Source organism: Mesorhizobium sp. M0802, from assembly GCF_040320115.1.
In the GTDB taxonomy this organism is placed as follows: Bacteria; Pseudomonadota; Alphaproteobacteria; order Rhizobiales; family Rhizobiaceae; genus Mesorhizobium.
Genome location: NZ_JAMYOY010000009.1, coordinates 184393 through 206731, shown reverse-complemented (window position 1 = coordinate 206731; position 22339 = coordinate 184393). Strand labels below are relative to the sequence as shown.

General features: G+C 61.4%; 20 protein-coding genes. 8 read left to right on the top strand and 12 right to left on the bottom strand.

All coding sequences use genetic code 11. The features are described 5' to 3' along the window. Positions 1–8: 8 nt before the first annotated feature. The 10 genes from NKI10_RS15470 to NKI10_RS15425 form a co-directional block, all read right to left on the bottom strand. A complete protein-coding gene (locus NKI10_RS15470; protein WP_352625416.1) occupies positions 9–791 on the bottom strand; it encodes an ATP-binding cassette domain-containing protein in 783 nt (260 codons plus the stop codon). Continuing rightward, entirely contained in the window at positions 788–1792 is a 1005-nt protein-coding gene (locus tag NKI10_RS15465; protein ID WP_050586906.1) for an ABC transporter permease, read from the bottom strand. The genes NKI10_RS15470 and NKI10_RS15465 overlap by 4 nt, the downstream gene beginning before the upstream one ends. Before the next feature lie 61 nt (positions 1793–1853). Continuing rightward, a complete protein-coding gene (locus tag NKI10_RS15460) occupies positions 1854–2795 on the bottom strand; it encodes a sugar ABC transporter substrate-binding protein (protein WP_023697393.1) in 942 nt (313 codons plus the stop codon). A gap of 56 nt (positions 2796–2851) precedes the next feature. Next, positions 2852–3766, bottom strand: coding sequence for a sugar phosphate isomerase/epimerase family protein (locus NKI10_RS15455; protein ID WP_352802567.1), 915 nt, complete (start codon positions 3764–3766; stop codon positions 2852–2854). Between the two features lie 26 nt (positions 3767–3792). After that, on the bottom strand, positions 3793–4890 hold the full coding sequence (locus tag NKI10_RS15450) for a Gfo/Idh/MocA family protein (RefSeq protein ID WP_352860786.1): 1098 nt from the start codon (positions 4888–4890) through the stop codon (positions 3793–3795). Positions 4891–4925: 35 nt separating this feature from the next. Beyond that, entirely contained in the window at positions 4926–5987 is a 1062-nt protein-coding gene (locus NKI10_RS15445; RefSeq protein WP_023700491.1) for an ABC transporter ATP-binding protein, read from the bottom strand. Between the two features lies 1 nt (position 5988). Beyond that, positions 5989–7080 (bottom strand): ABC transporter ATP-binding protein, encoded by a 1092-nt coding sequence (locus NKI10_RS15440; protein ID WP_023669476.1) that lies wholly within the window; start codon positions 7078–7080, stop codon positions 5989–5991. Then, positions 7077–8033 (bottom strand): carbohydrate ABC transporter permease, encoded by a 957-nt coding sequence (locus NKI10_RS15435; protein ID WP_023700493.1) that lies wholly within the window; start codon positions 8031–8033, stop codon positions 7077–7079. The genes NKI10_RS15440 and NKI10_RS15435 overlap by 4 nt, the downstream gene beginning before the upstream one ends. Continuing rightward, the gene (locus NKI10_RS15430) at positions 8030–8890 is read right to left on the bottom strand and encodes a carbohydrate ABC transporter permease (RefSeq protein WP_023700494.1); all 861 of its coding nucleotides are present in this window, start codon (positions 8888–8890) and stop codon (positions 8030–8032) included. The genes NKI10_RS15435 and NKI10_RS15430 overlap by 4 nt, the downstream gene beginning before the upstream one ends. A gap of 81 nt (positions 8891–8971) precedes the next feature. Continuing rightward, on the bottom strand, positions 8972–10585 hold the full coding sequence (locus tag NKI10_RS15425; protein WP_023700495.1) for an extracellular solute-binding protein: 1614 nt from the start codon (positions 10583–10585) through the stop codon (positions 8972–8974). A gap of 355 nt (positions 10586–10940) precedes the next feature. On the opposite strand from NKI10_RS15425, the gene NKI10_RS15420 reads away from it, so the two are divergent. The 3 genes from NKI10_RS15420 (at position 10941) to NKI10_RS15410 (ending at position 14539) form a co-directional block, all read left to right on the top strand. After that, positions 10941–11969 carry a LacI family DNA-binding transcriptional regulator gene (locus NKI10_RS15420; protein WP_023669472.1) on the top strand — a complete coding sequence of 343 codons (1029 nt, stop codon included), beginning with the start codon at positions 10941–10943 and terminating at the stop codon, positions 11967–11969. A 414-nt stretch (positions 11970–12383) separates the two neighbouring features. Then, on the top strand, positions 12384–13274 hold the full coding sequence (locus NKI10_RS15415; protein ID WP_352860783.1) for an adenylate/guanylate cyclase domain-containing protein: 891 nt from the start codon (positions 12384–12386) through the stop codon (positions 13272–13274). Positions 13275–14359: 1085 nt separating this feature from the next. After that, on the top strand, positions 14360–14539 hold the full coding sequence (locus NKI10_RS15410; protein WP_031197092.1) for a hypothetical protein: 180 nt from the start codon (positions 14360–14362) through the stop codon (positions 14537–14539). Between the two features lie 275 nt (positions 14540–14814). Here the strand turns inward: NKI10_RS15410 and NKI10_RS15405 are convergent, their stop codons facing one another. Then, complete coding sequence (locus tag NKI10_RS15405; protein WP_352860781.1) at positions 14815–15786, bottom strand: DMT family transporter; 972 nt, start codon at positions 15784–15786, stop codon at positions 14815–14817. A 137-nt stretch (positions 15787–15923) separates the two neighbouring features. On the opposite strand from NKI10_RS15405, the gene NKI10_RS15400 reads away from it, so the two are divergent. From NKI10_RS15400 to NKI10_RS15380, 5 genes are all read left to right on the top strand, one after another. Then, a complete protein-coding gene (locus NKI10_RS15400; protein WP_352860780.1) occupies positions 15924–16538 on the top strand; it encodes a CGNR zinc finger domain-containing protein in 615 nt (204 codons plus the stop codon). Positions 16539–16808: 270 nt separating this feature from the next. Further along, positions 16809–17012, top strand: a complete 204-nt coding sequence (locus tag NKI10_RS15395) for a CsbD family protein (RefSeq protein ID WP_023682266.1) — start codon at positions 16809–16811, stop codon at positions 17010–17012. 170 nt (positions 17013–17182) lie between these two features. After that, positions 17183–18670, top strand: a complete 1488-nt coding sequence (locus NKI10_RS15390) for an ATPase domain-containing protein (protein ID WP_352860778.1) — start codon at positions 17183–17185, stop codon at positions 18668–18670. Next, complete coding sequence (locus NKI10_RS15385) at positions 18670–19707, top strand: sensor histidine kinase (protein ID WP_352625257.1); 1038 nt, start codon at positions 18670–18672, stop codon at positions 19705–19707. Before NKI10_RS15390 ends, NKI10_RS15385 begins: the two co-directional genes overlap by 1 nt. A gap of 580 nt (positions 19708–20287) precedes the next feature. Beyond that, positions 20288–20479 carry a DUF3606 domain-containing protein gene (locus NKI10_RS15380; RefSeq protein WP_023715431.1) on the top strand — a complete coding sequence of 64 codons (192 nt, stop codon included), beginning with the start codon at positions 20288–20290 and terminating at the stop codon, positions 20477–20479. A gap of 13 nt (positions 20480–20492) precedes the next feature. On the opposite strand, the gene ligD is transcribed toward NKI10_RS15380, so the two are convergent. Further along, positions 20493–22262: a DNA ligase D gene (gene ligD, locus NKI10_RS15375; protein WP_352860775.1), complete on the bottom strand. Its 1770-nt coding sequence runs from the start codon at positions 22260–22262 to the stop codon at positions 20493–20495. Positions 22263–22339: the final 77 nt, after the last annotated feature.

Here is a 22339-nt window from a genome sequence, read left to right as displayed (position 1 = left end):
GACGTCCTTCACTTTGCCCTCGCCTCCTTGAGCAAGGCCGACATGTCGGCGCCGGTGATGATGCTTTCCACCGTCAACAGGTCGGTGTCGGCGACCGTCTGTTCCGCGACGATTTCGCCGCGGCGCATGACGATGATGCGGTCGGCGACCTGGAACACGTGGTGGATGTTGTGGGTGATGAGCAGCACCGAGTGGCCGGCGTCGCGCACCTCCTTGACGAAGCGCAGCACGCCGTGGGTTTCCTCGACGCCAAGATTGTTGGTCGGCTCGTCGAGTATGATCACCTTGGCGGCGAACTGCATGGCGCGCGAGATCGCGATCGATTGCCGCTCACCGCCCGAGAGGGTGCTCACCAGCGCATCTGCATCGAGCTTTTTCGAAATGCCGACCCGCTTCAGCAGCGCCGAGGCGGCGTTGCGAAGCTTGGCGAGATCGAGCGGCGCGAACACGCCGAGCCAACCGAAATTGACCGGCTCCCGGCCCAGGAAAAGATTGCGCGCGATGCTGAGGTCCGGCGCGAGCGATGTGTCCTGATGGATGGTCTCGATGCCGAGGTCCATCGCGTCGCGCGTCGAGCGGATCGATGCCTTCTCGCCGCGCACGAAGATGTCGCCGTGGTCGGCCGTGAAGACGCCGGAGATCGCTTTGATCAGCGTCGATTTCCCGGCGCCATTGTCGCCGAGCAGGGCAACCACCTCGCCTTCGTTGAGGGTGAACGAGGCGTTCTTCAGCGCACGCACGTTGCCGAAGGACTTTTGCAGGTCTTGCAGACGCAGCACTTCCATCGTCAGCTCCTTGCGGCGTTCTTCTGCAGCAAAGCGTGCAGGATGAGCATGGCGAGGATGATGACGCCGACGAAGATGTTGTATGCCAAGCCCGGCACGCCGATCAGCACGATGCCGTTGCGGATGGCGCGCAGCATCAGCGCGCCGACGATGGTGCCGAGGATGGTGCCGCGCCCGCCAGTGAGCGCCGTGCCGCCGACCACCACCATGGCGATCACTTCGAGTTCGTAGCCGGTGCCGGCCACCGGCGAGGCGGCCGAAATCCGGAACGCGCTGATCATGCCGGCCAGCCCGGCCACCACCGAGGTCAGGATGAACAGCCAGATCTTGACCGCGTCGGCCGGCACGCCGCGCGCCACCGCTGCGTTGCGGTTGCTGCCGATGGCGCTGATCCAGTTGCCGAGCTTCGCGTAGCGCAGGATGTAAATCGCCAGCAGCGACAGGCCGATGAACCACCAAAGCGAGGTGTAGAACCGGAACGAGCCTACATTGAAGCTGCCGGCAAGCAGCGTGACGAAGAAGCCGGGCTGGTCCCACGACTTCAGGGGGAATCCCTGCGTGATGTAGAGCGCCGCGCCGCGCACGACGAGCAGCATCGACAGCGTGACCAGGAACGAGGAAATGCCGATCTTGGTGACGATCAGCCCGTTGATGGCGCCGATCGCGATGCACAGCACAAGCCCGGCCAGGAGGGCGACGCCGATGTCGATACCGCCATTCTGCACCAGCAGCATCACCACGACGGGCGCAAGGCCGAACACGGCGCCGACCGACAGATCGAACTCGCCCGCCGTCAGCAGCAGCGTCATGCCGAGAGCGATGATGCCGAGCTCGGGCAGGAACGCCATCATGTTGGATATGTTGAGCGGCGACAGGAAGTTGCCGTCGGCGATGGCGAACACCACGAGCAGCACGATAAGGATGATGAGCGAGGAGAATTGCGGCGAACGCAGCAGCGCAGACCTGCCCTTCGCTCGCTGCGTGTCGTCGTCTGCTGTGATTGCCATATCTGTCAGGACCATGCGTTTCGTCCGGCGCCCGCCATTTCGGGGCGGGCGCCGATTGTCGTCACTTGTTGTAGAGTTTCAGGATCGGCTCGACGCTCGAGGCGTCGTAGAGGCTGAATGTGTGAATGTCGTAGCCGATCGGCTCGCCAGAGGCCGCAAGCCCGAGCAGCGCCACCGGCATGAAGCCCTGCGCCGACGGGTACTGCCAGGCCGCAGCATTGACGAAGCCGGACTTGACCGCCTCGGCCGTCTCCTTTGAGTTGCCCCAGCCGACGACCGGGACCTTGCCGGCCGACACACCGGCCCCGTCGAAGACGCGTTTGATGCTTGCTGCCACGGAATCGCCGAGTGCAATGATTGCCGGCGGATTGTTGGCGACCATGTAGTCGGTCATCTTGGCGATGATGCCGGCCGGGTCGGTGCCGCAATCGACCACGTCGTACTTGATGCCGAGCGGATCGAAGACGCTGGCGATGCCCTCGGTCTCGAGCTGCTGGTAGCTGGCGCCCGGCACTTCGACCGGCAGGAACACCTTGTCGCCCTGCTTCACCATCTTGTGGTCGACGAGATACTTGGCCCAGATGACGCCCGCTTCCCTGAGGTCGGCCCCGACATAGGCCTGCCGCCCGGTCGCCGGATCGTCGGTGTTGAAGAACACGATCGGTATGCCGGCGGCCTTGGCGGCCTTCACCTCCTCCGTCCACAGGCCGGGCTGAGCCGAGGTGGTGGCGATGCCGTCCGGCTTGGCGGCGAGCGCCGAGTTGAAAGCCTCCTTCTGCGCCGCCATGTCGCCGCCGCTGAACGAGATCTTGCAGGTCACCTTGAGCTGGTCGCAGGCCTTGGTCGCGCCGGCATTCCAGTCGATCCAGAACGCGTCCGAAGGGCCACCATGCGACAGCAGATAGAAGGTCTTCTGGCCGGCCTGGGCGAATGCCGGCAGGCTCAAGGAGACCCCGGCTACCAGCGTTGCCGCGGCAGCCACTTTCAATGCGAATTTCAACATTCATTCCTCCCTTGGTTGGAGTTGCGACCGCCATGCGCCGGCGGCGCAACCGGCGCTCACAGGCCGTTGGCGCGGAACTTCCCATCGAGGAATTTCTTCGCGCGCGGCACGTCGTCTTCAGAGAGATGCTCGATGATGACCGGGATGTTTGGGTGCTTTTCCGCCAGCCGCTGCAGATAGAGATCGTAATTCAGCGATCCCAGCCCGGGCGCCGGCAGCTCGATCTCGCCGACGCCGCGGAACGTGTGGCTCTCCATCGCATCCTCGTCGCCGATGTCGGCATGCTTTTCCGACTTGTCGCTGCCCGAACGCTTGACGTCCTTGGCATGCGCGATCTTGATCTTGTCGGTCAGCGTGTCGAACACCTGGTTGAGGATCTGGTCCATTTTGTCGATATTGTGGGTCTCGAAATAGTTGGTCGGATCCATCAACAGGCCGAGGCCGGGATGGTCGACCTGGGCGAACATCTTCACCGTCTCCTCGACCGAACCGACGACATTGTTGACATAGGTTTCGAGCAGGAACACCGCCCCATGGTCGTAAGCCGTCTGGGCAAGCTCCGAGATCACCTTGCGGCATTCCTCGAATCCTTCCTCGGTCTTGTTCTTGGGGTGATGCACCCAGTCGGATTCGGTGTTGTAGGTGCCGGTCTCCGAGATCACGTAGGGCGAGCCGAAGGCGCGCGCATTGCGGATGATTTCCTTGAGATAGCCGACGCGCTTGTCGCGCTCGACTTTATCGGGGTGGATAATGTTGGTGTAGCCCGACACGCAGCAGATCGGCAGGTTGTTGTCGCGGAAGACGTCGCGCACCTGCTTGGCCTTTTCCTCAGTGATCTGCCCGGCCGACAGATCGATATCCCTGAAATGCAGGTCGAGCTGCACCGTGTTGAAACCGAGCCCGCGGATCTTCTTTGCCGTCTCTTCGAGCCCGTACGGGAAATAGCCCGTGAAAATACCTGCCTGCATCATGATGTGAACTCCTCCCTGTAAGCGATTCAGTTGGCTGATTTTATCGAGATTTCGGAAAGCTTGACGGTGCGGCCCTCGTCGATCGAGCGATAGCCGGCTTCGACCAGCGCCATCGTCTTGACGTTGTCGGCCACCGATAATGCCGGCGGCGCGCCTGTCTTCACCGCATGCTGCAATTGCTCCATCACGCCGATGAAGGCATGCGGGAACCACATCGTGTCCCAGCTCGGGCTGACCCATTCGCCGCCGGTCGTCTCGGTCGAGCCATAGGTCAGCGTCGAGGCCACGCCTTTCGGCCAGCCGATCGTGCCTTTGGCGACACCCTTGGTGCCGTCGACGCGCCAGTTGATGTGCTGGTCGTCCAGATAGCCCTCCTGGCGCGGTCCGGACCAGACATCCTCCAGCGACACGGCGAGCACGCCGGAGGGAAAGCGCAGCGTCGAGACGGTGATGCCGTCGCTATGCTCGAATGTCGTGCGCGGGTCCTTGCGTGTCAGGGTGGTGATTTCCGAGGGATCGCCGAACAGGAAGCGCAGCACGTCGAGATGGTGCACGCTCATATTGGCCAGCGTCAGCCGGTCGTAGTCTTGAAGGAAGGTCTGCCAGTGCGGGATCGCATGCATGTCGATCTGCGCAAAGACGATGTCGCCCAGCGCGCCGCGGTCGATGATCTGCTTCAGCACGCGCATCGACTGGTCGTAGCGCATGTTCTGGTTGACCGAGAGGATCTTGCCGGACTTTGCGGCTTCGTCGCGCAGTTTCACGGCTTCATCGACCGACAGCGCCAGCGGCTTCTGCGCCAGGATCGCCTTGATGTGAGGCTGCTTCAGCGCATGGCGGATCAATGCCGGCTGCTGGTCGGGCGGAAACGCCAGGTCGACGATCTCGACCTCGGAATCCTCGATCAGCTGTTCCGGTGTGTCGTGGACGGTCGGAATGCTCCAGCGTGCAGCTACCTTCTCGGCACTGGCCTTGGTGCGCGAAGCGATGGCGACGACTGGGAAACCGGCCTGCGCATAGGCGGCAAGATGGCATTCGGCCATGATCATGCCGGCGCCGATGCAGCCGATACGGTATTCTTTCGTGCGGACCTTCACGTCCGGCTCGAAGCCTTCGCTCGCCATGTCTTCCTCCCGCAATTCTGTTTTCGCAGCCGCGATCATCTCGCCAACGCGCCTCCGTCCTGCCCGAAATAATGCACCCGGGCCGGCTCGCAGGATATCGCTACCACCGCATCCGGCCTGATGTCGGGCTGGCCGCGCAGCAGCGCCTTCAGCCGCGCCTCTCCGGCGGCGAGCGTTACCACCGTGTAGCCGCCAAGGGGCTCGACCTCGAATACGCGCGCCGGGCGGCCAGCGCCCCCTTCGACCCAGGGCCCGACCTTGATGTCCTCCGGCCTGAGCCCGATTTCGATCGCGTCGGCCGGAGCAGCGCGATCGTCGATGCTGACCGTGCCTTCGGCGGCCTCGAGGCCATCTTCGCCGCGAACGGATTTGAGGATGTTCATCATCGGCGAACCAAGCAGTCGCGCCACATAGGTGTTCGCCGGGCGGTCGTAGATCTCGGACGGGGCGCCGATCTGTCGGATCCTGCCATTCTCCAGAATCGCGATGCGGTCGGCGATCGACATCGCCTCTTCCTGGTCATGGGTGACGTAGATCAGCGTCTTGCCGAGTTCGCGCTGGATGCGCTTGAGCTCGACGCGCGTTTCCTCGCGCAGCCGCGCATCGAGCGCAGAGATCGGGTCGTCCATCAGATAGGCGTTCGGGTCGCGCACCAGGGCGCGGGCTATCGCCACGCGTTGCCGCTCGCCACCGGAAAGCTGCGCCGGCGGCTTGTGCAGAATATGGCCGATGTGGAGCTTGGCGGCCACATCGGCGACACGCGTTTCGATCTGGGCCTCGGCGACCTTGCGCTCGACCAGCGGGAAACGCACATTTTCGCGCGCGCTCATATGCGGGAACAGCGCCAGGTTCTGGAACACCATGGCGACATTGCGCTCGGCCGGCGAGACGGTGTTGACCGGTTTGCCGCCGATCAGGATCTCTCCGGCGTCAGGCGTCTCCAGCCCGAGCACCAGGCGCAGGATTGTCGATTTGCCCGCCAGCGGCGGCCCGAAGAAGCAGAAGAATTCGTTGTCATTGACGGTGAACGAGGCGTCGTCGACGGCGAGCGTCGTGCCGTAACGCTTGCTGACATTGCGAAAGACGATATCGGCCATGTCAACCTGCCTTCATCGCAATGCCGCTGCGGGCATCGAAGACACGCACGGACGATGCCACGGGGGCGACGACGGCAAGCTCGCCGATCGACAGTCCGACAGCATTGTCGAACACCGCCTTCACGGCGGTCTCGCCATCGCCGAGATGGACGATGGTCCTCGCGCCGATCCGCTCGACGAAGCTCACCGGCATGGCGAGGCCCTGCCCGCTCTGCACCAGCGACACCTGTTCGGGCCGGAAGCCGTAAAGCACCTCAGAGCGCGATCCGCGCAAGGTGGCGGCCAGCGCATCCGGCAGCGTCGGCGTGACCCCCAGTGGCCCGAGATCGACCACCAGGCCCCGGTCGCTCTCCGCCGGCCTTCCCTTCAGCAGGTTCATGCCCGGAGCGCCGATGAAGCGGGCGACGAAGACATTGGCTGGATTGTTGTAGACTTCCAGGGGCGTTCCCACCTGCTGCAGCACGCCGTGATCCATGACGGCAATGCGGTCGGCCATGGTCATGGCCTCGAGCTGGTCATGGGTGACGTAGACCATCGTCTGCCTGAACTGGCGCTGCAGCTGCTTGAGCTCGGTCCGCATTACCGCCCGGAAGGCGGCGTCTACATTGGACAGCGGCTCGTCGAGCAGGAAGATGGCCGGCTCCATGATCGCCGAGCGTCCGATTGCCACCCGCTGCAGGATGTTGACCGAGAGCCGGTCGGCCTTGCGGTCGAGCAGCGGCGTCAACTGCAGCAGCTCGGCGACGGCGCCGACGCGGCGGTCGATCTCGGCTGTCGCCGCACCGCGCATCCGCGGCCCGTAGGCAAGGTTCTGGCGCACCGTCATGTGGGTGAAGATGGCGTAGTTCTGGAAAACGAAGCCGACGCCGCGGCGGCCCATGGGCACGCCGGCCATGTCGCGCTCGCCAAACAGGATCTTGCCGCTGGTCGGCTCTTCCATGCCGGCGATCATGTTCATCGTCGTCGACTTGCCGCAGCCCGAAGGCCCGAGCAGCGCCATGAACTCGCCATCGGCGATGTCGAGGTCCATGGTCTTCAGCGCCGTGAACTCGCCAAAGGTCTTGACCAGGTTGCGCAGCTGGATCGCGCTCATGCCGGCACCAGCCTTGCGCGCGCCATGCGCTTCATGGCGAATACGGCAACGATCGAAAGCACGACCAGGATGGCCAGCGCGATCGCCGCCACATAGCCCCAGATCAGGTCCTGCGTCGTGACCTTGTAGATGTAGACGGAGATCGTCTCCGTGGCGACGCCGGGGCCGCCGCCGGTCATGATGTAGAGCGTGTCGAAGATCTTGAAGTTCTCGATGACGCGGATCGCCAGCGCGATGATGACGATCGTCTTCATCTTCGGCAGCACGATGGTGACGAAGCGCTGCCACGGGTTGGCGCCGAGCAGGGTCGCCGCCTTGATCTGGTCCTGCGGCACGCCGACCAGGCCGGCAAGCAGGATCAGGAACATCAGCGGCGTCCACTGCCAGATATCGGCGATGATCACCGCGATCAGCGCCAGTGTGGGGTCAGACAGCCAGGCGATGGTGACGCGGGAACCGCTGAGTGCCGACAGGATGTCGTTCAGCGGCCCGCCCGACTGGAACAGCATGAAGAACATGTAGCCGGCCACCGCCGGAACCACCATCATCGGCATCAGCAGGATCGAATAGAAGACCCGCTTGCCCGGAAAATCGTCCGCGAACAGCGTCGCCAATGCCAGGCCAAGCAGGAATTCGACGGGCACGCACACGACCATGACGATGGCCGTGCGCCTCAGCGCGCTCCAGAAGCGCGCATCGGCGGCAAGGTCGGTGTAGTTGGCGAAGCTGTTCCACATCTCCCATGCGTTCCACCAGCCGAGGCCGGAGAGCGGCGACCAGTCGGTGACGCTGATGTAGAGCTGCATCAGCAGCGGGAAGACGGAGATGAAGAGCACCAAAACCTGCGCCGGCAGCGTCAGCCGGAATCCCAGCCGCGCTCCCTCGTCCCGCAGCGCGGGCTTGCCAAGCGCGGCCTTTGCGTCCTTTGAGACAGTCACGGTCACCGCGCTCATTGCTTGAGCGCGCCGAACGTCAGTCCGCGCACCAGATGGCGCTGGATGGCGATGCCCATGATGACCGGCGGCACCGCGGCGATAAGACCGAGCGCGGCCTTGGCGCCATAGAGCTGCCCGGTCATCGAGGAGGACAGCGAGGCCATGTAGACCGGGATCGTCACCCATTCACGCGTCGTCAGCAGCAGCGCGATCAGATAGTCCGACCAGTTGAGGATGAAGACGAAGAGGGCGGCGCTGGCCAGCGGTGCGCGCATCATCGGCAGCGTGATGCGCGTGAAGACGCGCAGCCGCGAACAACCTTCGACAAGCGCCGCTTCCTCGATCTCGCGCGGCATGTCGTCGAAGAAGGTCTTCATGAGCCAGAAAGCGAACGGCAGGGTGACGATGCCGTAGATCAGGGCCAGGCCAAACCAGCTGTCGGTGAAGTTCAGGAAGGCCCACATGATCATGACCGGGATCATCACCGCCATTGGCGGAAACAGCCTGAGCTGGATCAGCGCCAGCGGCAGGTTCTGGCCGGAGCCGAAACGCGACAGCCCGTAGGCCGCAGCCGTGCCCGCCGACATTGCGATCGCCGTGCCGAACACCGAAGACAGCAGCGACGACAGGATCGGCTTCAGCGCGGTGCGGTCGAGCGCCACGATCAGATTGTTGTTGGACTCGCCGAAGACGAACTGGAAATTGCCGAGCGTCGGGTTCTTCGGCCACCATGTCAGGTCGGCGCCGGTCGCCGACCATTCGGCGATCGGCTTGAAGGCCATCGACACCATCCACAGGATCGGTACCAGCGTCACCGCCATCGCCGCGAAGATCGCGGCGTAGCGGAATATCTCGAAGGGGACGGAACGGTTCATCTGGCTGCTTTGCTGGTGGCGTTGACTGCGGCGGGGAGGAACAGATGCTCCTCCCCTCCAGCGCTGATCCAGGGAGACGGATCAGCTGATCGGGTCGAGAACCGTCGGCCAGGCCTCCTTGTTCGTCCTGATGGCTTCGAGCAATTTGTCCTCGCCGATGCGGCGGGCGATCTTCTTCCACTCCGCTTCCGTGTCGGCCATCGCCTGTTCCGCTGTCTTGGCCTTGGTCAGCGACGCCATCAGGTTTTCGTCCAATGCGTTGTGGAAGGCGGTGGCGCCGGGATAGTTGATCGTCGGCACCGTGCGGGCGACGGTCTCGCGCACCACGTCGATGTGGTAGGCGTGGTAGGTCTGGCGCACCAGCGGATCGGAGAAATCCGAGAGCCGGAACGGATCGAGATAGCCGCCCGGATTGGCGCTCATCCAGGCATAGATGCGGGCGGAGCCCAGCCACTGCAGCAAAAGGTAGGCGACCTCCTGGTTTTTCGACTGCGACGAGACCATGCCGGTCAGCGAGAACCACAGCACGGAACGGCTGATCAGCTTGCCGTCGACTTCGCGGCCGGGCGGCAGCATCGAGCCGATCTTGCCGGTGACGGCAGAATCCTTGTTGCCGGCATTGTCGAGGAATTTCGGCAGGTTCGAGAAGGCGCAGGTCATCGCCGCGCCGCCCTTGGCGAAATTTCCATACTGCTCCGGCCAGCCCCAGGAGATCGCGTCCGGCGAGTGATGAACCAGCGAGCCGACATATTCGTTGGTGGCGGCAATGCCGTGCTCGGAATTGATCAGCGGCTTGCCGTCGTCGCCGAACAGGAACTGGTTGGGCGATGCCATCGAGACATAGCGCTGATACCAGTTGGTGTAGCCCCAGCCCTGGTTGCGCAGGTCGGTGGAGCCGAACAGGCCCTTGTCGGGCCGCTGGAAGAAGCCCGCGATGTCACTGTGCTGCTTCCAGGTCTTCGGCGGCGCCAGATCGTAGCCGAATTTGTCCTTGAACGCCTTCTGCTCGGCAGCGTCGCCGAACAGGTCGGTGCGGTAGACCCAGGTCTGGAAGTCGCCGTCCAGCGACACGCCATAGTTGGACCCGCGATATTTGTTGAGCAGCGACACGCCCTTGGCGCCGTCGACATAGCCGGTCTTGGGATCGTCCCATTCGGGCTTGTACTGGGCGACGAAGTCGTCGAGCTTGGCGATGCCGCCGGTCTCGGCAAGGTCGCCGAGGCGGTTCCATTCCGTCGAGTAGATGTCATAGGCCCCACCCTTGGTGGAGATGTCCTGCATCGTCTTGGTGAATTCCTGGCCGTTCGGCAGGCCGACGATCTCGATCTGGATGCCGGTTTCCTTTTCCCACAGCTCCTTGATCGACGGCGCACCCGCAGGGAAAGGCTGTGTGAGTTGGCCAATCGAGCCATCCGACAGGCCAAGCACGATCTTGGCCGGTGCCTTGCCAGCTCCCTTCAAGGCCTTGGCCGCCTCAACGGCACGGGCTTCCGGCGTGTCGGCGCCATATTGATAGCGCTCGGCGCCCTCGAAACCGGTGGGACCGCCTACCATGCCTGGCGCCAGCGCGTCGGCCGCAACGGCACGGCCGGGACGGATGAATTGCGGTGCGATACCGGCCGCAGCCACGAACGCCGCCGCCTTCCCTCCGGACGCCAACAAGCCGCGTCGCGATATGCGGATCAAATCAGACATTGGAATTCCTCCCTCAGGGCCGATGTTTCCTCCACGAGCCCGTTGAGGGATATTGACGGCAGCACCGGAAGGCTGTCAACATCATAAATACTCAAAATACATCGTAACACCGCAACCGCGGAGAAAATACGTCATGCAAAGGTCGACACACGGGCTCAATGCCTCGATTTGATGGGAAATCTGCCTTTCTGGCACGCGACTATCACGCCGGGCGACGCGATTTAGCCCAACCTCCTTGCGCATCGGCTAAGGCTCGATACATCATTTCCCATCAGAATCGCTGATGGCTGGCAGCTGTGGCCGTCGGACGGGCTAGCGGCATTGTGCGATCTGATGCATTGAGGAGATGAAGACGGTGCGTTCCACCTTGACTGACATAGCCCGGGAAGCCGGCGTTTCCGCCGCCACCGTCGACCGCGTGCTGAACAACAGGCCCGGTGTGCGGGCGCGCACGCGTGAGATCGTGCTCGAAATGGCGCAGCGCCTCGGCTACATCGCGGAAGGCCCGAACGGAGCGCCGCCCAGGCCCTCACCTGGAGAGGTCATCCGTCTCGACTTCGCCCTGCCGGCCGGCACCAATTCCTTCATCAAGATGCTGCATCGACACATCGAGGCGCAGGCCCTAGCGCGCCCCGATCTTGACGTCCACATCGCCACCATAGAGGGCTTCAACCCCGACCGGCTCGCCCGCCTGCTGCAAGAATTGCGTGGACAGACACAAGGCGTCGGCGTGATCGCGCTCGATCATCCAACGGTGCGCGAGGCGATCCGCTCGCTGTCAGCCAATGACGTCAAGGTGGTGACCATCGCCTCCGACATCCTGCATGTTCCGAGAGTGGCCTATATCGGCATCGACAACCGCGCCGCGGGGCGGCTGGCCGGCTATCTGCTCAACCGCTTCATGGGATCCGAACGCCCAAGCAAGGTGGCGCTGTTCGCCGGTTCGCTGTCCTACCGCGGCCATGAGGAACGCGAGATGGGATTCCGGCACATCTTGACCGAGGAGTCGCCCAACCTCAAGATCGTCGAGATGCGCGAAATGCTGGATGACCGAGAGAAGGCTTATTCGGAAGCATCAGCGCTTCTGGACCGGCACCCCGATCTTGCCGCGATCTACAATGTCGGCGCCGGCAACACCGGCATCGCTCGGGCGCTCAAGGAGCGTGGACGCGCCAAAGACATTCTCTTTCTCGGCCACGAGGTGACAGACGGCACCAAGGAACTTTTGTTGGATGGGACGCTCGATGCGGTCATAGATCAAAATCCGCGCGTCGAGGCGCGGGAAGCGCTCAACATTTTAAGCCACTCTGTCAGGCACCTGAACTATGAACCGCATCAACCACGACTTCAGGTGATCTTCAAAGAGAATATACCTGAAATCTGATCAATGGATCCGTGATCGTATCGCAAAGCACAGCGTTGGCGTCGCCACCGGTCCCAAATACGAACGAGAGCCCGAATGATCTCGTCAAAGCCGCCGATCTGGCACTATTCCGTGCGAAGTCGGAGGGCCGAGATCGGGTCGTGGTTGATGGTGCATGAGAAGGCCGTCGCCCGTTGCAACTCGGTCAGCCTTTCCGAACCTAAAAAGACCAAGTCCACTCATAGCACCTAGTCGCGAACGATTGGGGCGAAGAGGGTTCTGGATGTCGGCACGAAGCCGACGAATGGCATACGCCCGTCCGTCCGCGACGATCACCTGAAGCATCGCACCGATCCAATGCGCTCGAGCAGATATGTTGCAGGCGACCTCGTGTGTTATACACGCACGCTGAGTTTCGGGTCGGACACGAGATCGATGGATCAGGAGACGCTTCTTGCCGCAGTCCTCTTAGCTGATGTCGTGGGCAGCACGCCGCTCTATGAGCGGATCGGAGACGATGCCGCTCTACAGCAGGTCTCGGATTGCCTGGACACGATGCGCGAGATTGTCGCCAAGCACCGTGGTGATTTCATTTACTCGAAAGGCGATGACATACTCAGCCTCTTCGAGAGCCCGGAAATGGCGCTGAGGGCCGTCTGCCAAATTACCCATCAACTGACTAAAGGGCCGTTGAGCGCCCGTATCGGATTGCATTTCGGGGCGGTCATTCGCGCGCGGGGCGCGATATTCGGTGACGTTGTCAATGTCACCGCAAGGTTGTCCACCACGGCGAACCCCGGAGAGGTGCTGATCAGCCAGAGCTTCTGCGAAGCCCTTTCCCCGAGAAGCCGCAAGGGCCTGCGGCTCCTCGACAAAATGGCCTTGAAGGGGAAGCAAGAGTTCTTCGATGTCTATACCCTGTGGAGCGACGATGGGGCCCCCGGTACGCAGATCACCAGCCATGGCGCCACTACAGATAGACGCTCGGTCCTGCCGCGGCAGATTCATCTGATCATCCGCTACAGAGATCAGCTGCGATCCTGTCGAAACGGCGAATCCGTGACAATCGGCAGATCGGCGGAATGCGATATCATCGTCGAGCGGCCCTGGGTATCGAGGCGCCACGCCGCCTTCACCATATTGAATGGCAGAGCTCGGCTTCTCGAACGAAGCTCTTCGGGCACATTTGTGTCCATGGGACTCGGCCATGAAGTATTCGTACGCCGTGAAGATATTATCCTCTTCGGCTCCGGCGTCATCTCGCCTGGAGTGAAGTCGGCACTCGACGAAGCCCAGCTTCTTCACTACGAAATTGTCTCGGATTGACCCGGCCCGGCTACTAGCTCGACCGGTTTAGAGCTGGTTCGCTGGCGCCCTCAATGTCGCGCCGTACTCTTTGACAGCCATTGGGATCGACCGTTCACAAATGTGCCAAGGCCAATCCAGGAACGTCTGACTTCCGTTTCCCTCGTTGAGTTCGACGGAGCCGCGGCCGGTGCATCTCCCTCGCAGGATGCGGAGTTCTACCTGCTCCTAGGCCACCTTCTGCAGGTGGTGGATGGCTTCGGCAGCAAGCTGGCCCGCTCGATCGATGACGCGCTAGGTCTTGCCGCGAAAAGGCCGGTGCGTGGGAATTGTGCTGGACTGTCGGCCAGACAATGAGCTGGCGACGGGAGCGGCCGGCTGAAGCGGGATGCCCGGACCAATTCCCTGCCCTGTGTCGCCTTGATATCCCCAGGTGCTGAAGGTCAGCACAGGCTGTTGCAGCCCGGGGTCGACGAACGCTTCATCAGACCATTTGCGCCGCAATAGCTCCTCGACCACCTGCGAAGGCTCGCGATTGGGCTACCGTCACGAAATTGGCGCAGAAGCGCAGACCACTGACATATCGCGACCTCGAGATGGAGCTCGATACCACCGTATTTGCAGCACCGGGGAAAATTCCTCTTGGGCCGATCGAGTTCAAGTTGGTGCGCCACATGCTCGAGAATCCTGAAAGGTGATCAGCCGTGATGAATTCATCGCAGCTGGCTGGTCGCAGAAGCCAGTGTGAGCGCCCAGTGGTCGACGTTCACATGAGCCAGTCGCGAAAGTTGTTGAAGCAGTCGTCGCAGAGTTGCCATTCGCACCGTGCGGCTTGCCGGCTATTCTCTCGGGACACTGCGGGCTGACAATCTCGGCGGTTGGGTTCAGAAAGGTCGCTGCGTGACGCCGCAAGGGGACCAACGCGATGGGAAAGGTCTTGGCAGCTAGGGGACTTAACGCCACCGACATTGCAGCCGTGGCGCTGCTCTAATCGAGAGAAAGTCTGGGCGTATAGAACAAGCGACATGAGCATGTCGGATTGTTTGCATTCAAACGACCTTTGCGACGTTATCCGTGCCTTCGCCTTGCTGGTGCCGGAGGAAATCATGACGTCGCCCGACAATTCGGTCGAACTCGTTCGCGACAAGAAGTGGACGGTCCGCGTCACCGCCTACGGCAGCACCCTGACGTTTCCGTTCGAAGCCGAAAGCTATGCACGTTCTTATGCCGATGGTCAGGCATTCCGTCTCGGGGTTCAGGTGGCGGAACTGAAGCGATGCGGCTGACAGTTTGTCGACGCGTTGGCGGATAGCCTGCATCGCCATCGGAACGAATAAGTCGCTGATTGCAGCCTCGCGATTTTTCCATCAAATCCCGCCTGCAATCTTGACAGCAACTCGGCAAAATCCCTCGCCGACTAGTGTTGTCGTATGGGCTGGAGCTTTCCTCGCCGCCGGTGGTAGCGGGATACGCTGCCGGGAGAGCCCTCTTTTCGCATAGACGAGAACCTTGTGCTTTTCCATCTCAAGGCTGATTGGCGGCTGGATGCGCGCGCCGTCTTTCATGTTCTGCCATCGGCCCGCGCGGAGCGTGGAATCAACGGCGGGGAAGCGGATGATGTTTCCTGTTTGCGCTCGCGTAGCGCAAGAAACGCTGCGAAGAGCATGATAGCCATGCCGATGATGTCGATCAGGCTAACCTCCTCGCCGTAGGTGATGATGCCAAGCACGACGGCAATCACGGGTGAGACGAAGGCAAATGCTCCGGCGCGCGAGGCGCCGATTTCGTGCAGGAGCCGGATAAAGAGTGTGTAGCCTATGAACGAACCAAACAGCACGAGGAACAGCCACCCGGCCCAGGCCGGCCAGCCCCAATCGCCTTTTAGAGCCGCGGCCGCGCCTGGCTCCACAACGAGTGAGATGAGAATTAGGAATGCGCCCCCGAAAAGGGTGGTGAAGCCGGCGATGAAGTCCGATGAATATACCTCAAGAAGCGGCCGCGCGAGCACCGAACCCCATGCATAGATTACAGCTGCCGACGCCACCGCTGTCATCGCCAGCAGCCGGAGCCCCCTGCCCTGCTGGTCTGCGTGTGTCCAACTAGCATAGGCTTCGGGCCCGAACAGGACGCACAGACCGGCCGCACCGAGCAAAATCGCAAAGAGCCTGCGGCCGTCATAGCGTTCGTCCCCCAGAAGCAACGCAAACCCAAGCAGCGTGACGGGGGTCAGCGAAAGCTCAAGAACAGCCGCGGTGCCCGTATCGATGTAGAGCATGCCCCAAAAGAGTGGGCCATAGCAAAGCGGAATCATAAACAACGTAACAACGAAAAGGCGCGGCCAACTCCTTTTCGCCACCCGTGGTAGAGCAGCGCCCCTTAGGCGCGTCGCACTGAGGATCAGCAAGCCGGCTACTGTAAAACGCGTGCCTGCGAACATCAGAGGCGGCACGGTGGCGATCCCTGCCTTGATACCGATCCACGTGGTGCCCCAGATCACACATAAAACCAAAAATGTCGCTGTGTTGCGGTTCATCGGAAGCAGCCTTCGCTGGGCGTTGTTGGTTCGTCGTAACGGCCAAAAGACGTTTATTTCGTTACAACGGCCTCTTGCCAATACGGTTCCGCCAACCGATGTTTCCGGGGATGGATTGTGCGAAGACTATCGTCGACATGCGCATGGTTGGCGGTCACGCCTGCCTGGACTTCGTCAACACGGTCGACGCGCGACGCGATGTATGGGGCCCAGACCTCTTGCAGACCTATGCCGACCTGGTCGTCTGGGCTGGACGTGCCGATTTGATCGACGTCGATGAGGCGCGAGCACTGCTCGCGGAGGCTTCCGCCCGCCCGCTCCTTGCGGAGGCGGCATTGGAAAAGGCCAAGATTTTGCGCGAGGCCGTTTACGCGGCTGTCCAGGCCGAGGCGGCAGGCGCCCGGGTGCCGGACGATGCCTTGCAAATCGTGCGCGATGCAGTCGCCCTAGCCCTGCCGAAGCGCTCGCTTTTCCCGTCCGGCGACCGCCTCGCTTGGCAGTGGACCGACGCAGCCAGTCTGAACACGATCGGCCACCGCGTGGCCTTTGAGACAGCCGAGTTTTTGGTGTCCAGGAATGACCGCCGCCGCGTGCGCGAGTGCACCGGGCCGAACTGCGGTTGGCTTTTCATCGACACCTCGCGTGGCGGGCGCAGGCGGTGGTGCTCGGATGAGAGCTGCGGCACACGCAGCCGGGTAAGGCGCTTCAGGGCAAAAGCCGCAGGGAACATGGCTCCCAACAGCAAGAATTAGTATCTGACGCCAGGCTTGGATGACCAACGCAGCATAGTTGGCTTCACGCTATCCCTGTCGCTGTTTGTCCAACGAAGCTGGTCTCGCGAGCGACTGTGGCCAAGACTGTGGAGAACACAGCCGGCGCGGCAAGCCAATCATCGCGTTCCAGAGCGGGTTGCTTCGGGGCCGCCTACCTCGCCACGCTTCGATCGGTCGATCTGCTCAAACTTGACGGGAACTCCGGTAGCGTTACGGCGTTTTTCTCAGTCCGAAACAAACAAGGGTGCCATGGACTGGAACCGTGTCGAAGGCAATTGGAAGCAGGTAAAGGGCAAGGTCAAGGAACAGTGGGGCAAACTCACAGACGATGATCTGGACCGTATTGCCGGTAACCGCGATCAGTTGGAAGGCAAGATTCAGGAGCGCTACGGCATTGAGAAGGACCGCGCTCAGCGCGACATCGATGACTGGTATGGCCGGCAAGGCTGGTAGGTCGCCGGTTCCAAACTGAACTTGAAAAAGGGCTCCGAGAGGTACGGCGCCCTTTTTTGCTGCGCTTCCTGTCGCCTTTTCGTCTCACGACAATAGCGCTCACCGAGAGACGTGGAACCGCCAAAGGTGCCCGTCGTTATCTGGTTCTCGAAATTACATTGGGGGATTAGTTGGACAGAGACGACGCCTCAGCGATCGCAACTGGAGTTAGCGGGCTCGACTACATTCTTCGTGGCGGCTACGCCAGGAACCGCTCCCATCTCATCGAAGGGAAACCAGGTTCTGGAAAAACCACTCTTGGCCTCCAGTTTTTGATCGAGGGCGCCAAGAAAGGCGAGACATGCCTTTACATCACTTTGTCAGAAAGCAAGCGCGAACTGCTCTCGGTTGCTGGCCGTCACGGCTGGGACCTGAAGGGGGTGCAAATTCTTGAACTTGTGCCGCCGGAGCTCAGTTTCGATCCGGCGCAGCTACAGACATTGATCCATTCCTCGGAATTGGAACTCGGCGAAACCGTGCAGTCTGCCATGGCCGAGATCGGACGCGTCAGACCCGATCGCGTGGTGTTCGATTCGCTCTCTGAAATTCGACTTTTATCGCAAGGGTCATTGCGGTATCGGCGCCAGGTGTTGGCATTGAAGAGCTTCTTCATGCTCAACAATGTGACGGTGCTTATGCTCGACGACCTGACGGCTGAGCAGGATGACCTCAATTTGCATTCGATCAGTCACGGCGTCATTCGGATGGAGCAGCTGTCGCCCGTCTATGGTGGAGAGCGTCGGCGGCTACGCGTGATCAAAATGCGCGGCGTGCAGATCCGGGGCGGCTTTCACGATTTCGTAATTCGCCCAGGCGGCGTTGTCGCCTATCCGCGGCTCGTTGCAGCCGAGCATGAGGTGGCCGAGCATGATACGCCGGCCATGAGCAACAACCGGATCGACACCCTGCTTGGCGGCGGGCTGGCCCGTGGTACCAGCACGATGCTGATGGGGCCGTCTGGCGTTGGCAAGTCTACCATTGCCTGCACCTATTGCTATGCCGCACTCGAGCGTGGCGAGCGTGTACTGGTGCTGTTGTTTGACGAGACAAAGCGCATCTTCTTGGCGCGCGCCGCCGGGCTCGGCATGCACCTGGAGCCGTTTGCCGAGGACGGCACGCTGATGCTTGAATCTGTCAATCCGGCTGAGCTTTCACCAGGCGAATTGTCTTCGCGCATCCAAGCGGCCGTCGAAGAATCCAATGTGCGGATCGTCGTGATCGACAGCCTAACTGGCTATCTCAATGCCATGTCCGAAGAACAACATCTGGTGCTTCAGATGCACGAGATCCTCACCTATCTCAATCAGAAGGCAGTGGCGACCATCCTGCTGTTGGCCAATCACGGGCTGTTTGGGCAAACGGCAGCGCCGGTCGACATGACCTATCTCTGCGATTCCATCATGCTTCTGCGCTTCTTCGAGAACGCAGGTCAGTTGAGACGCGCGATTTCGGTTGTCAAGAAACGTGTCGGCCCCCACGAAGAGACGATTCGTGAGTTTAAAATCGGCGGTAACGGCGTGGCCGTAGGTGAGCCACTGGAACAATTCCGCGGCATCCTGATGGGATCTCCGGAATTTGACGGCAAGCCGACAGACCTTCTGAGGGATAAGGCGCTGTGATGTCGTCCAGCCCCGCCGTTCTCGTGCTGGCGCCGCTTGGCCGTGACGCGAGGATCGCGGCCTCCATCCTGGCTACAAACCAGATTGCCTCGCGTGTGTGCGGCAGCTTGGAAGAGGCAGTGCCGCTTCTCGACGAGGCTCAGTGCCTTGTCGTGGCCGAGGAGGCCCTGCTCAGTTCCGATCGAACGCAGTTTGCGGCCTGGCTTGAAGCCCAACCCGCATGGTCGGATTTTCCGATCGTGCTTCTGACGATGCGGGGGAACGAAGTCGACACGCGGATGGCATTTCTGGACCGCTATCTGATCGTGCTTGAACGGCCATTTCTGGCTTCGAGCCTCGCCAACTCGGTGCGCTCCGCCTTGCGTGCCCGCGCCCGCCAGCGCGAGGTCCAGTCCTACATCGAACAGAAGCGGGAGGTCGCCGATCGGCAGAAATTGCTCATCCGCGAGCTGCATCACCGCGTCAAGAACACGCTGGCCAACGTTCGCGCCATGATGGGCGCGACGGCCAGGTCGAGCGGCAACATCGACGATTTCGTACGCGATTTTTCAGCAAGGCTCGTTTCCCTGGCCGAGACCCATTCGATGCTTACCGACGATTATTGGCAGACTGCCTCCCTGCACAAGCTGCTTGAAAGCGAGCTTGACCACTATGAGACGCGCGACAGGCCGCGTATCGTTCTGGAAGGCCCGAACGTAGCGCTAGTCGCCGACATTGCGATCCCCGTTGGGATGGCTTTCCACGAACTGGCCTCCAATTCGTCGAAGTTTGGCGCGCTTTCGCAAACGGGCGGCCGCCTTGATGTCCGCTGGTCGTTAGGCGGGTCCGGCGACACACAGATCGTCAATCTTGACTGGCGGGAACGAGATGGGCCGAAAGTCGAGCAGCCCAGTCGCCGCGGGTTTGGCACGACACTTCTGGAAAAAGTCGTGACCGTGCAATGCAATGCCAAGATCGAATTGAACTACCATCGTGACGGCTTGCAGTTCACCATGGCCTTGCCGTTGCGAAACACGCGCCTTGTGCCGGCTTACTGAGCGGCAACGGAAAGGCAGGCTGGGCGCCGCGATAGGGATTAACTGAGCGTCACTCGGCAGGCTGGTCTAGCGCTTTAGCCAAAACATCAGTTCCGAAAAAGACCGCCTCTATATCTCCCATATGCCTCTGCAACATTGCGAGAGCTCCGGCGTGGTCTATGCGGCCGACCTTGGTGATGAAGTCGAACTCGTGCCGCGGCGCTGTGACCCGGGTCATGCGTCCTAGACGAAACTTTGGGCTCCCGGAGCGCAGCTTTGTCGCCTTCGTGGTCACCCCCCGCCATTTTGATCACGATCCTCGTTGATAGCCTGGATGCGCATCTGAATCATCTGCGACCCGTCGGGGTTCCGACTGGCGTCGTAAAAAACCAAGAGGCCCGCAGGCAGGCTCGATCGACGGTCAGCTATCCCGAACAGCAAACGAAATCACCCTCGCCTTTGGCCAACCAACTTTCGCCAGATCACCTTCGCAATGGCTGCGGCCCCAGTACGGTCAGACAGCCCGCGCCTCTGGCGGCCGAAGTGAGGCGCCGGGAACATACAACGTCGGTCGTTGTTTCTCTGATCAGGAGGAAAGATAATGGCAGACGACAAGAGCAAGCGTGATTTTCGAGATCGCAACCGTGTATCAGTCGATGAAGATTATGAGGTTCGCTATTTCGCCAAACAGCATCGTATCACGCCAGAACAGGTCCGCGAGCTAATCAGAGAACACGGCAACGACCGGAAGAGGCTCGAACGCGAGGCAAGAAAACGGGCTGATATCGGCTGATGGTCGCGACGCATCACGCGGCTTTTCGACGAGCGGGTCTGAAAGGCTGCGCGAGCGTGAAAACGTCTGGCCGGATGCCCGCCTCGACTTGCTTCCATGTGACCGGGTGGGCAATTGGGAAGCCGGGCCGCGCTCGCGGGGAAAAAGCGCCTATTGCGGTATTGCCCCGTCCGTTGCGGAGATAGTCGAGAAAGATCCGGCCTCCTCGGGCTGCGGGGTCAGCTGACAACAGGTATCGGTCAGGATCGGCATCAACCAGACGGTGGGCGAGCGACTTGGCCAGTTTGCGGGCGCTGTCATGGTTCATCGTCGCAACGAGCGGGGCCATCAAGTGGATGCCTTTGCCGCCAGTGACCTTTGGCCAGCTCTCCAAGCCTGCCGCTTCCAAGATGCCCCGTAGCGCCAGCGTGGCCTCGATCACAGCGTCCCATGGCACGCCTTCTCCGGGATCGAGGTCGAGGACGAGCCGGTCCGCATGTTCGATGTCTTCAATCGTCGCGTTCCAAGGATGAAGCTCAACGGCATCCATCTCGACCAAGCCAAGCAGACCATCCATGTCATCTATCCATACCCGAATGCCTTCGCCGCCTTCGCGCTTTTGAACGCGGAGCTGGTGCACGGACGCCGGTATCCGAGGTAGCGGTCCCTTGTGATAGAAGGTTGCGCCAGAGGCGTGGCGGACCAGCTTCAGCGGTCGCCGAACCAGATGAATTAGAGCTTGATCAGCGACCCGCCGCCAATAGTCTGCCAGCTCTTCCTTGGAAGGTGCAACCGCATCGGGTAGCAGCTGGAGAATGTTCTCGCGCGGGACGCCGTGTTGTCCTTCCGACCTCCGCTTGGACGGCGATGGAGGCTTGGGCGGGATTGCCTGAAGGTCCTCGCGGAGTCCCTTGAAGACCGCCTCACGCAAGATGCCCCGGTCCGACACGCCACTGAATTGCACCTCGGCAAGAACGTCTGGTTCGACCCATGTCGCCTTGGGCTTCTTGATCGGCTCCGACAGCGGTGACTTGGCGACAACAAGCGGATCAAGCCGCTCCCTAACGCGCCGGGCTGCGTCCAGCGTATAGCCGGTCTGGGCCTTCCCGGCATAAAGCAGCCGGTCGCCCTCTCGCCTGCCGATGTACAACGATGCGATGCGGCGCGGCTGCGCGCCAAGTTTCTCGACGAAAGCCACGATTGGAAAAGTGTCGCTCTTGACACATTTGACCTTGACCCAACTGGTCTGGACGCCCGAGCGGTAGTGAGCATCCGCTCGCTTCGATACGATTCCCTCTATGCCCATCCGGCAGGCATGGTCGAACATATCCTTGCCGTTCACCTCCAGATGCTCGGCATAAGTCAGGGTTGGCTCGGTTTCGGTCAGCAGCTTCTTCAGCGCAGCCTTGCGCTTCACTAACGGTTGTTCCCGTAGATCACGGCCATCGAGGTACAGGAGGTCGAAAGCGTAGAGAGTCATCCGCAGCGAACTTGGGTTGCCCAGCTCCAGTTCCAGGGCTTGATAGTCCGGCAGGCCGGTGTCGCCCAGGACGACAGCTTCACCATCGATGATAGCGGATTTGACTGGCAGGCTTGCCGCGGCCTGAACAATCCTCTTGTAACGGTGGGACCAATCGTAGCCGCGACGCGTGAATGCTCGCGCCTTTCCGCCTTCAACGACCAGCTGCGTCCTGTAGCCGTCATATTTGATCTCGTGAAGCCAATCTCCGCCTTCGGGAGCTTTCTCGACCAGTGTGGGCGATTGGAACTCGATGAACGAAAGCCGGTCAATGGCACTGGTCATATGCTCGCGACTCCAGGAATCGCGACTCAAGCCCCAGCGCCCCTGTCGGTTCCGAGCCTTTTAGAAGAATTGCATCG

Bases quoted from the DNA above. Each gene is read 5' to 3' on its own strand.
- NKI10_RS15465 (WP_050586906.1), bottom strand. From the start codon at position 1,792: ATGGCAATCACAGCAGACGACGACACGCAGCGAGCGAAGGGCAGGTCT.
- NKI10_RS15445 (WP_023700491.1), bottom strand. From the start codon at position 5,987: ATGGCCGATATCGTCTTTCGCAATGTCAGCAAGCGTTACGGCACGACG.
- NKI10_RS15380 (WP_023715431.1), top strand. From the start codon at position 20,288: ATGGCAGACGACAAGAGCAAGCGTGATTTTCGAGATCGCAACCGTGTA.
- NKI10_RS15385 (WP_352625257.1), top strand. From the start codon at position 18,670: ATGTCGTCCAGCCCCGCCGTTCTCGTGCTGGCGCCGCTTGGCCGTGAC.
- ligD (WP_352860775.1), bottom strand. From the start codon at position 22,262: ATGACCAGTGCCATTGACCGGCTTTCGTTCATCGAGTTCCAATCGCCC.
- NKI10_RS15450 (WP_352860786.1), bottom strand. From the start codon at position 4,890: ATGGCGAGCGAAGGCTTCGAGCCGGACGTGAAGGTCCGCACGAAAGAA.
- NKI10_RS15455 (WP_352802567.1), bottom strand. From the start codon at position 3,766: ATGATGCAGGCAGGTATTTTCACGGGCTATTTCCCGTACGGGCTCGAA.
- NKI10_RS15435 (WP_023700493.1), bottom strand. From the start codon at position 8,033: ATGAGCGCGGTGACCGTGACTGTCTCAAAGGACGCAAAGGCCGCGCTT.
- NKI10_RS15410 (WP_031197092.1), top strand. From the start codon at position 14,360: ATGACGTCGCCCGACAATTCGGTCGAACTCGTTCGCGACAAGAAGTGG.
- NKI10_RS15400 (WP_352860780.1), top strand. From the start codon at position 15,924: ATGCGCATGGTTGGCGGTCACGCCTGCCTGGACTTCGTCAACACGGTC.
- NKI10_RS15425 (WP_023700495.1), bottom strand. From the start codon at position 10,585: ATGTCTGATTTGATCCGCATATCGCGACGCGGCTTGTTGGCGTCCGGA.
- NKI10_RS15395 (WP_023682266.1), top strand. From the start codon at position 16,809: ATGGACTGGAACCGTGTCGAAGGCAATTGGAAGCAGGTAAAGGGCAAG.
- NKI10_RS15430 (WP_023700494.1), bottom strand. From the start codon at position 8,890: ATGAACCGTTCCGTCCCCTTCGAGATATTCCGCTACGCCGCGATCTTC.
- NKI10_RS15415 (WP_352860783.1), top strand. From the start codon at position 12,384: ATGGATCAGGAGACGCTTCTTGCCGCAGTCCTCTTAGCTGATGTCGTG.
- NKI10_RS15460 (WP_023697393.1), bottom strand. From the start codon at position 2,795: ATGTTGAAATTCGCATTGAAAGTGGCTGCCGCGGCAACGCTGGTAGCC.
- NKI10_RS15440 (WP_023669476.1), bottom strand. From the start codon at position 7,080: ATGAGCGCGATCCAGCTGCGCAACCTGGTCAAGACCTTTGGCGAGTTC.
- NKI10_RS15405 (WP_352860781.1), bottom strand. From the start codon at position 15,786: ATGAACCGCAACACAGCGACATTTTTGGTTTTATGTGTGATCTGGGGC.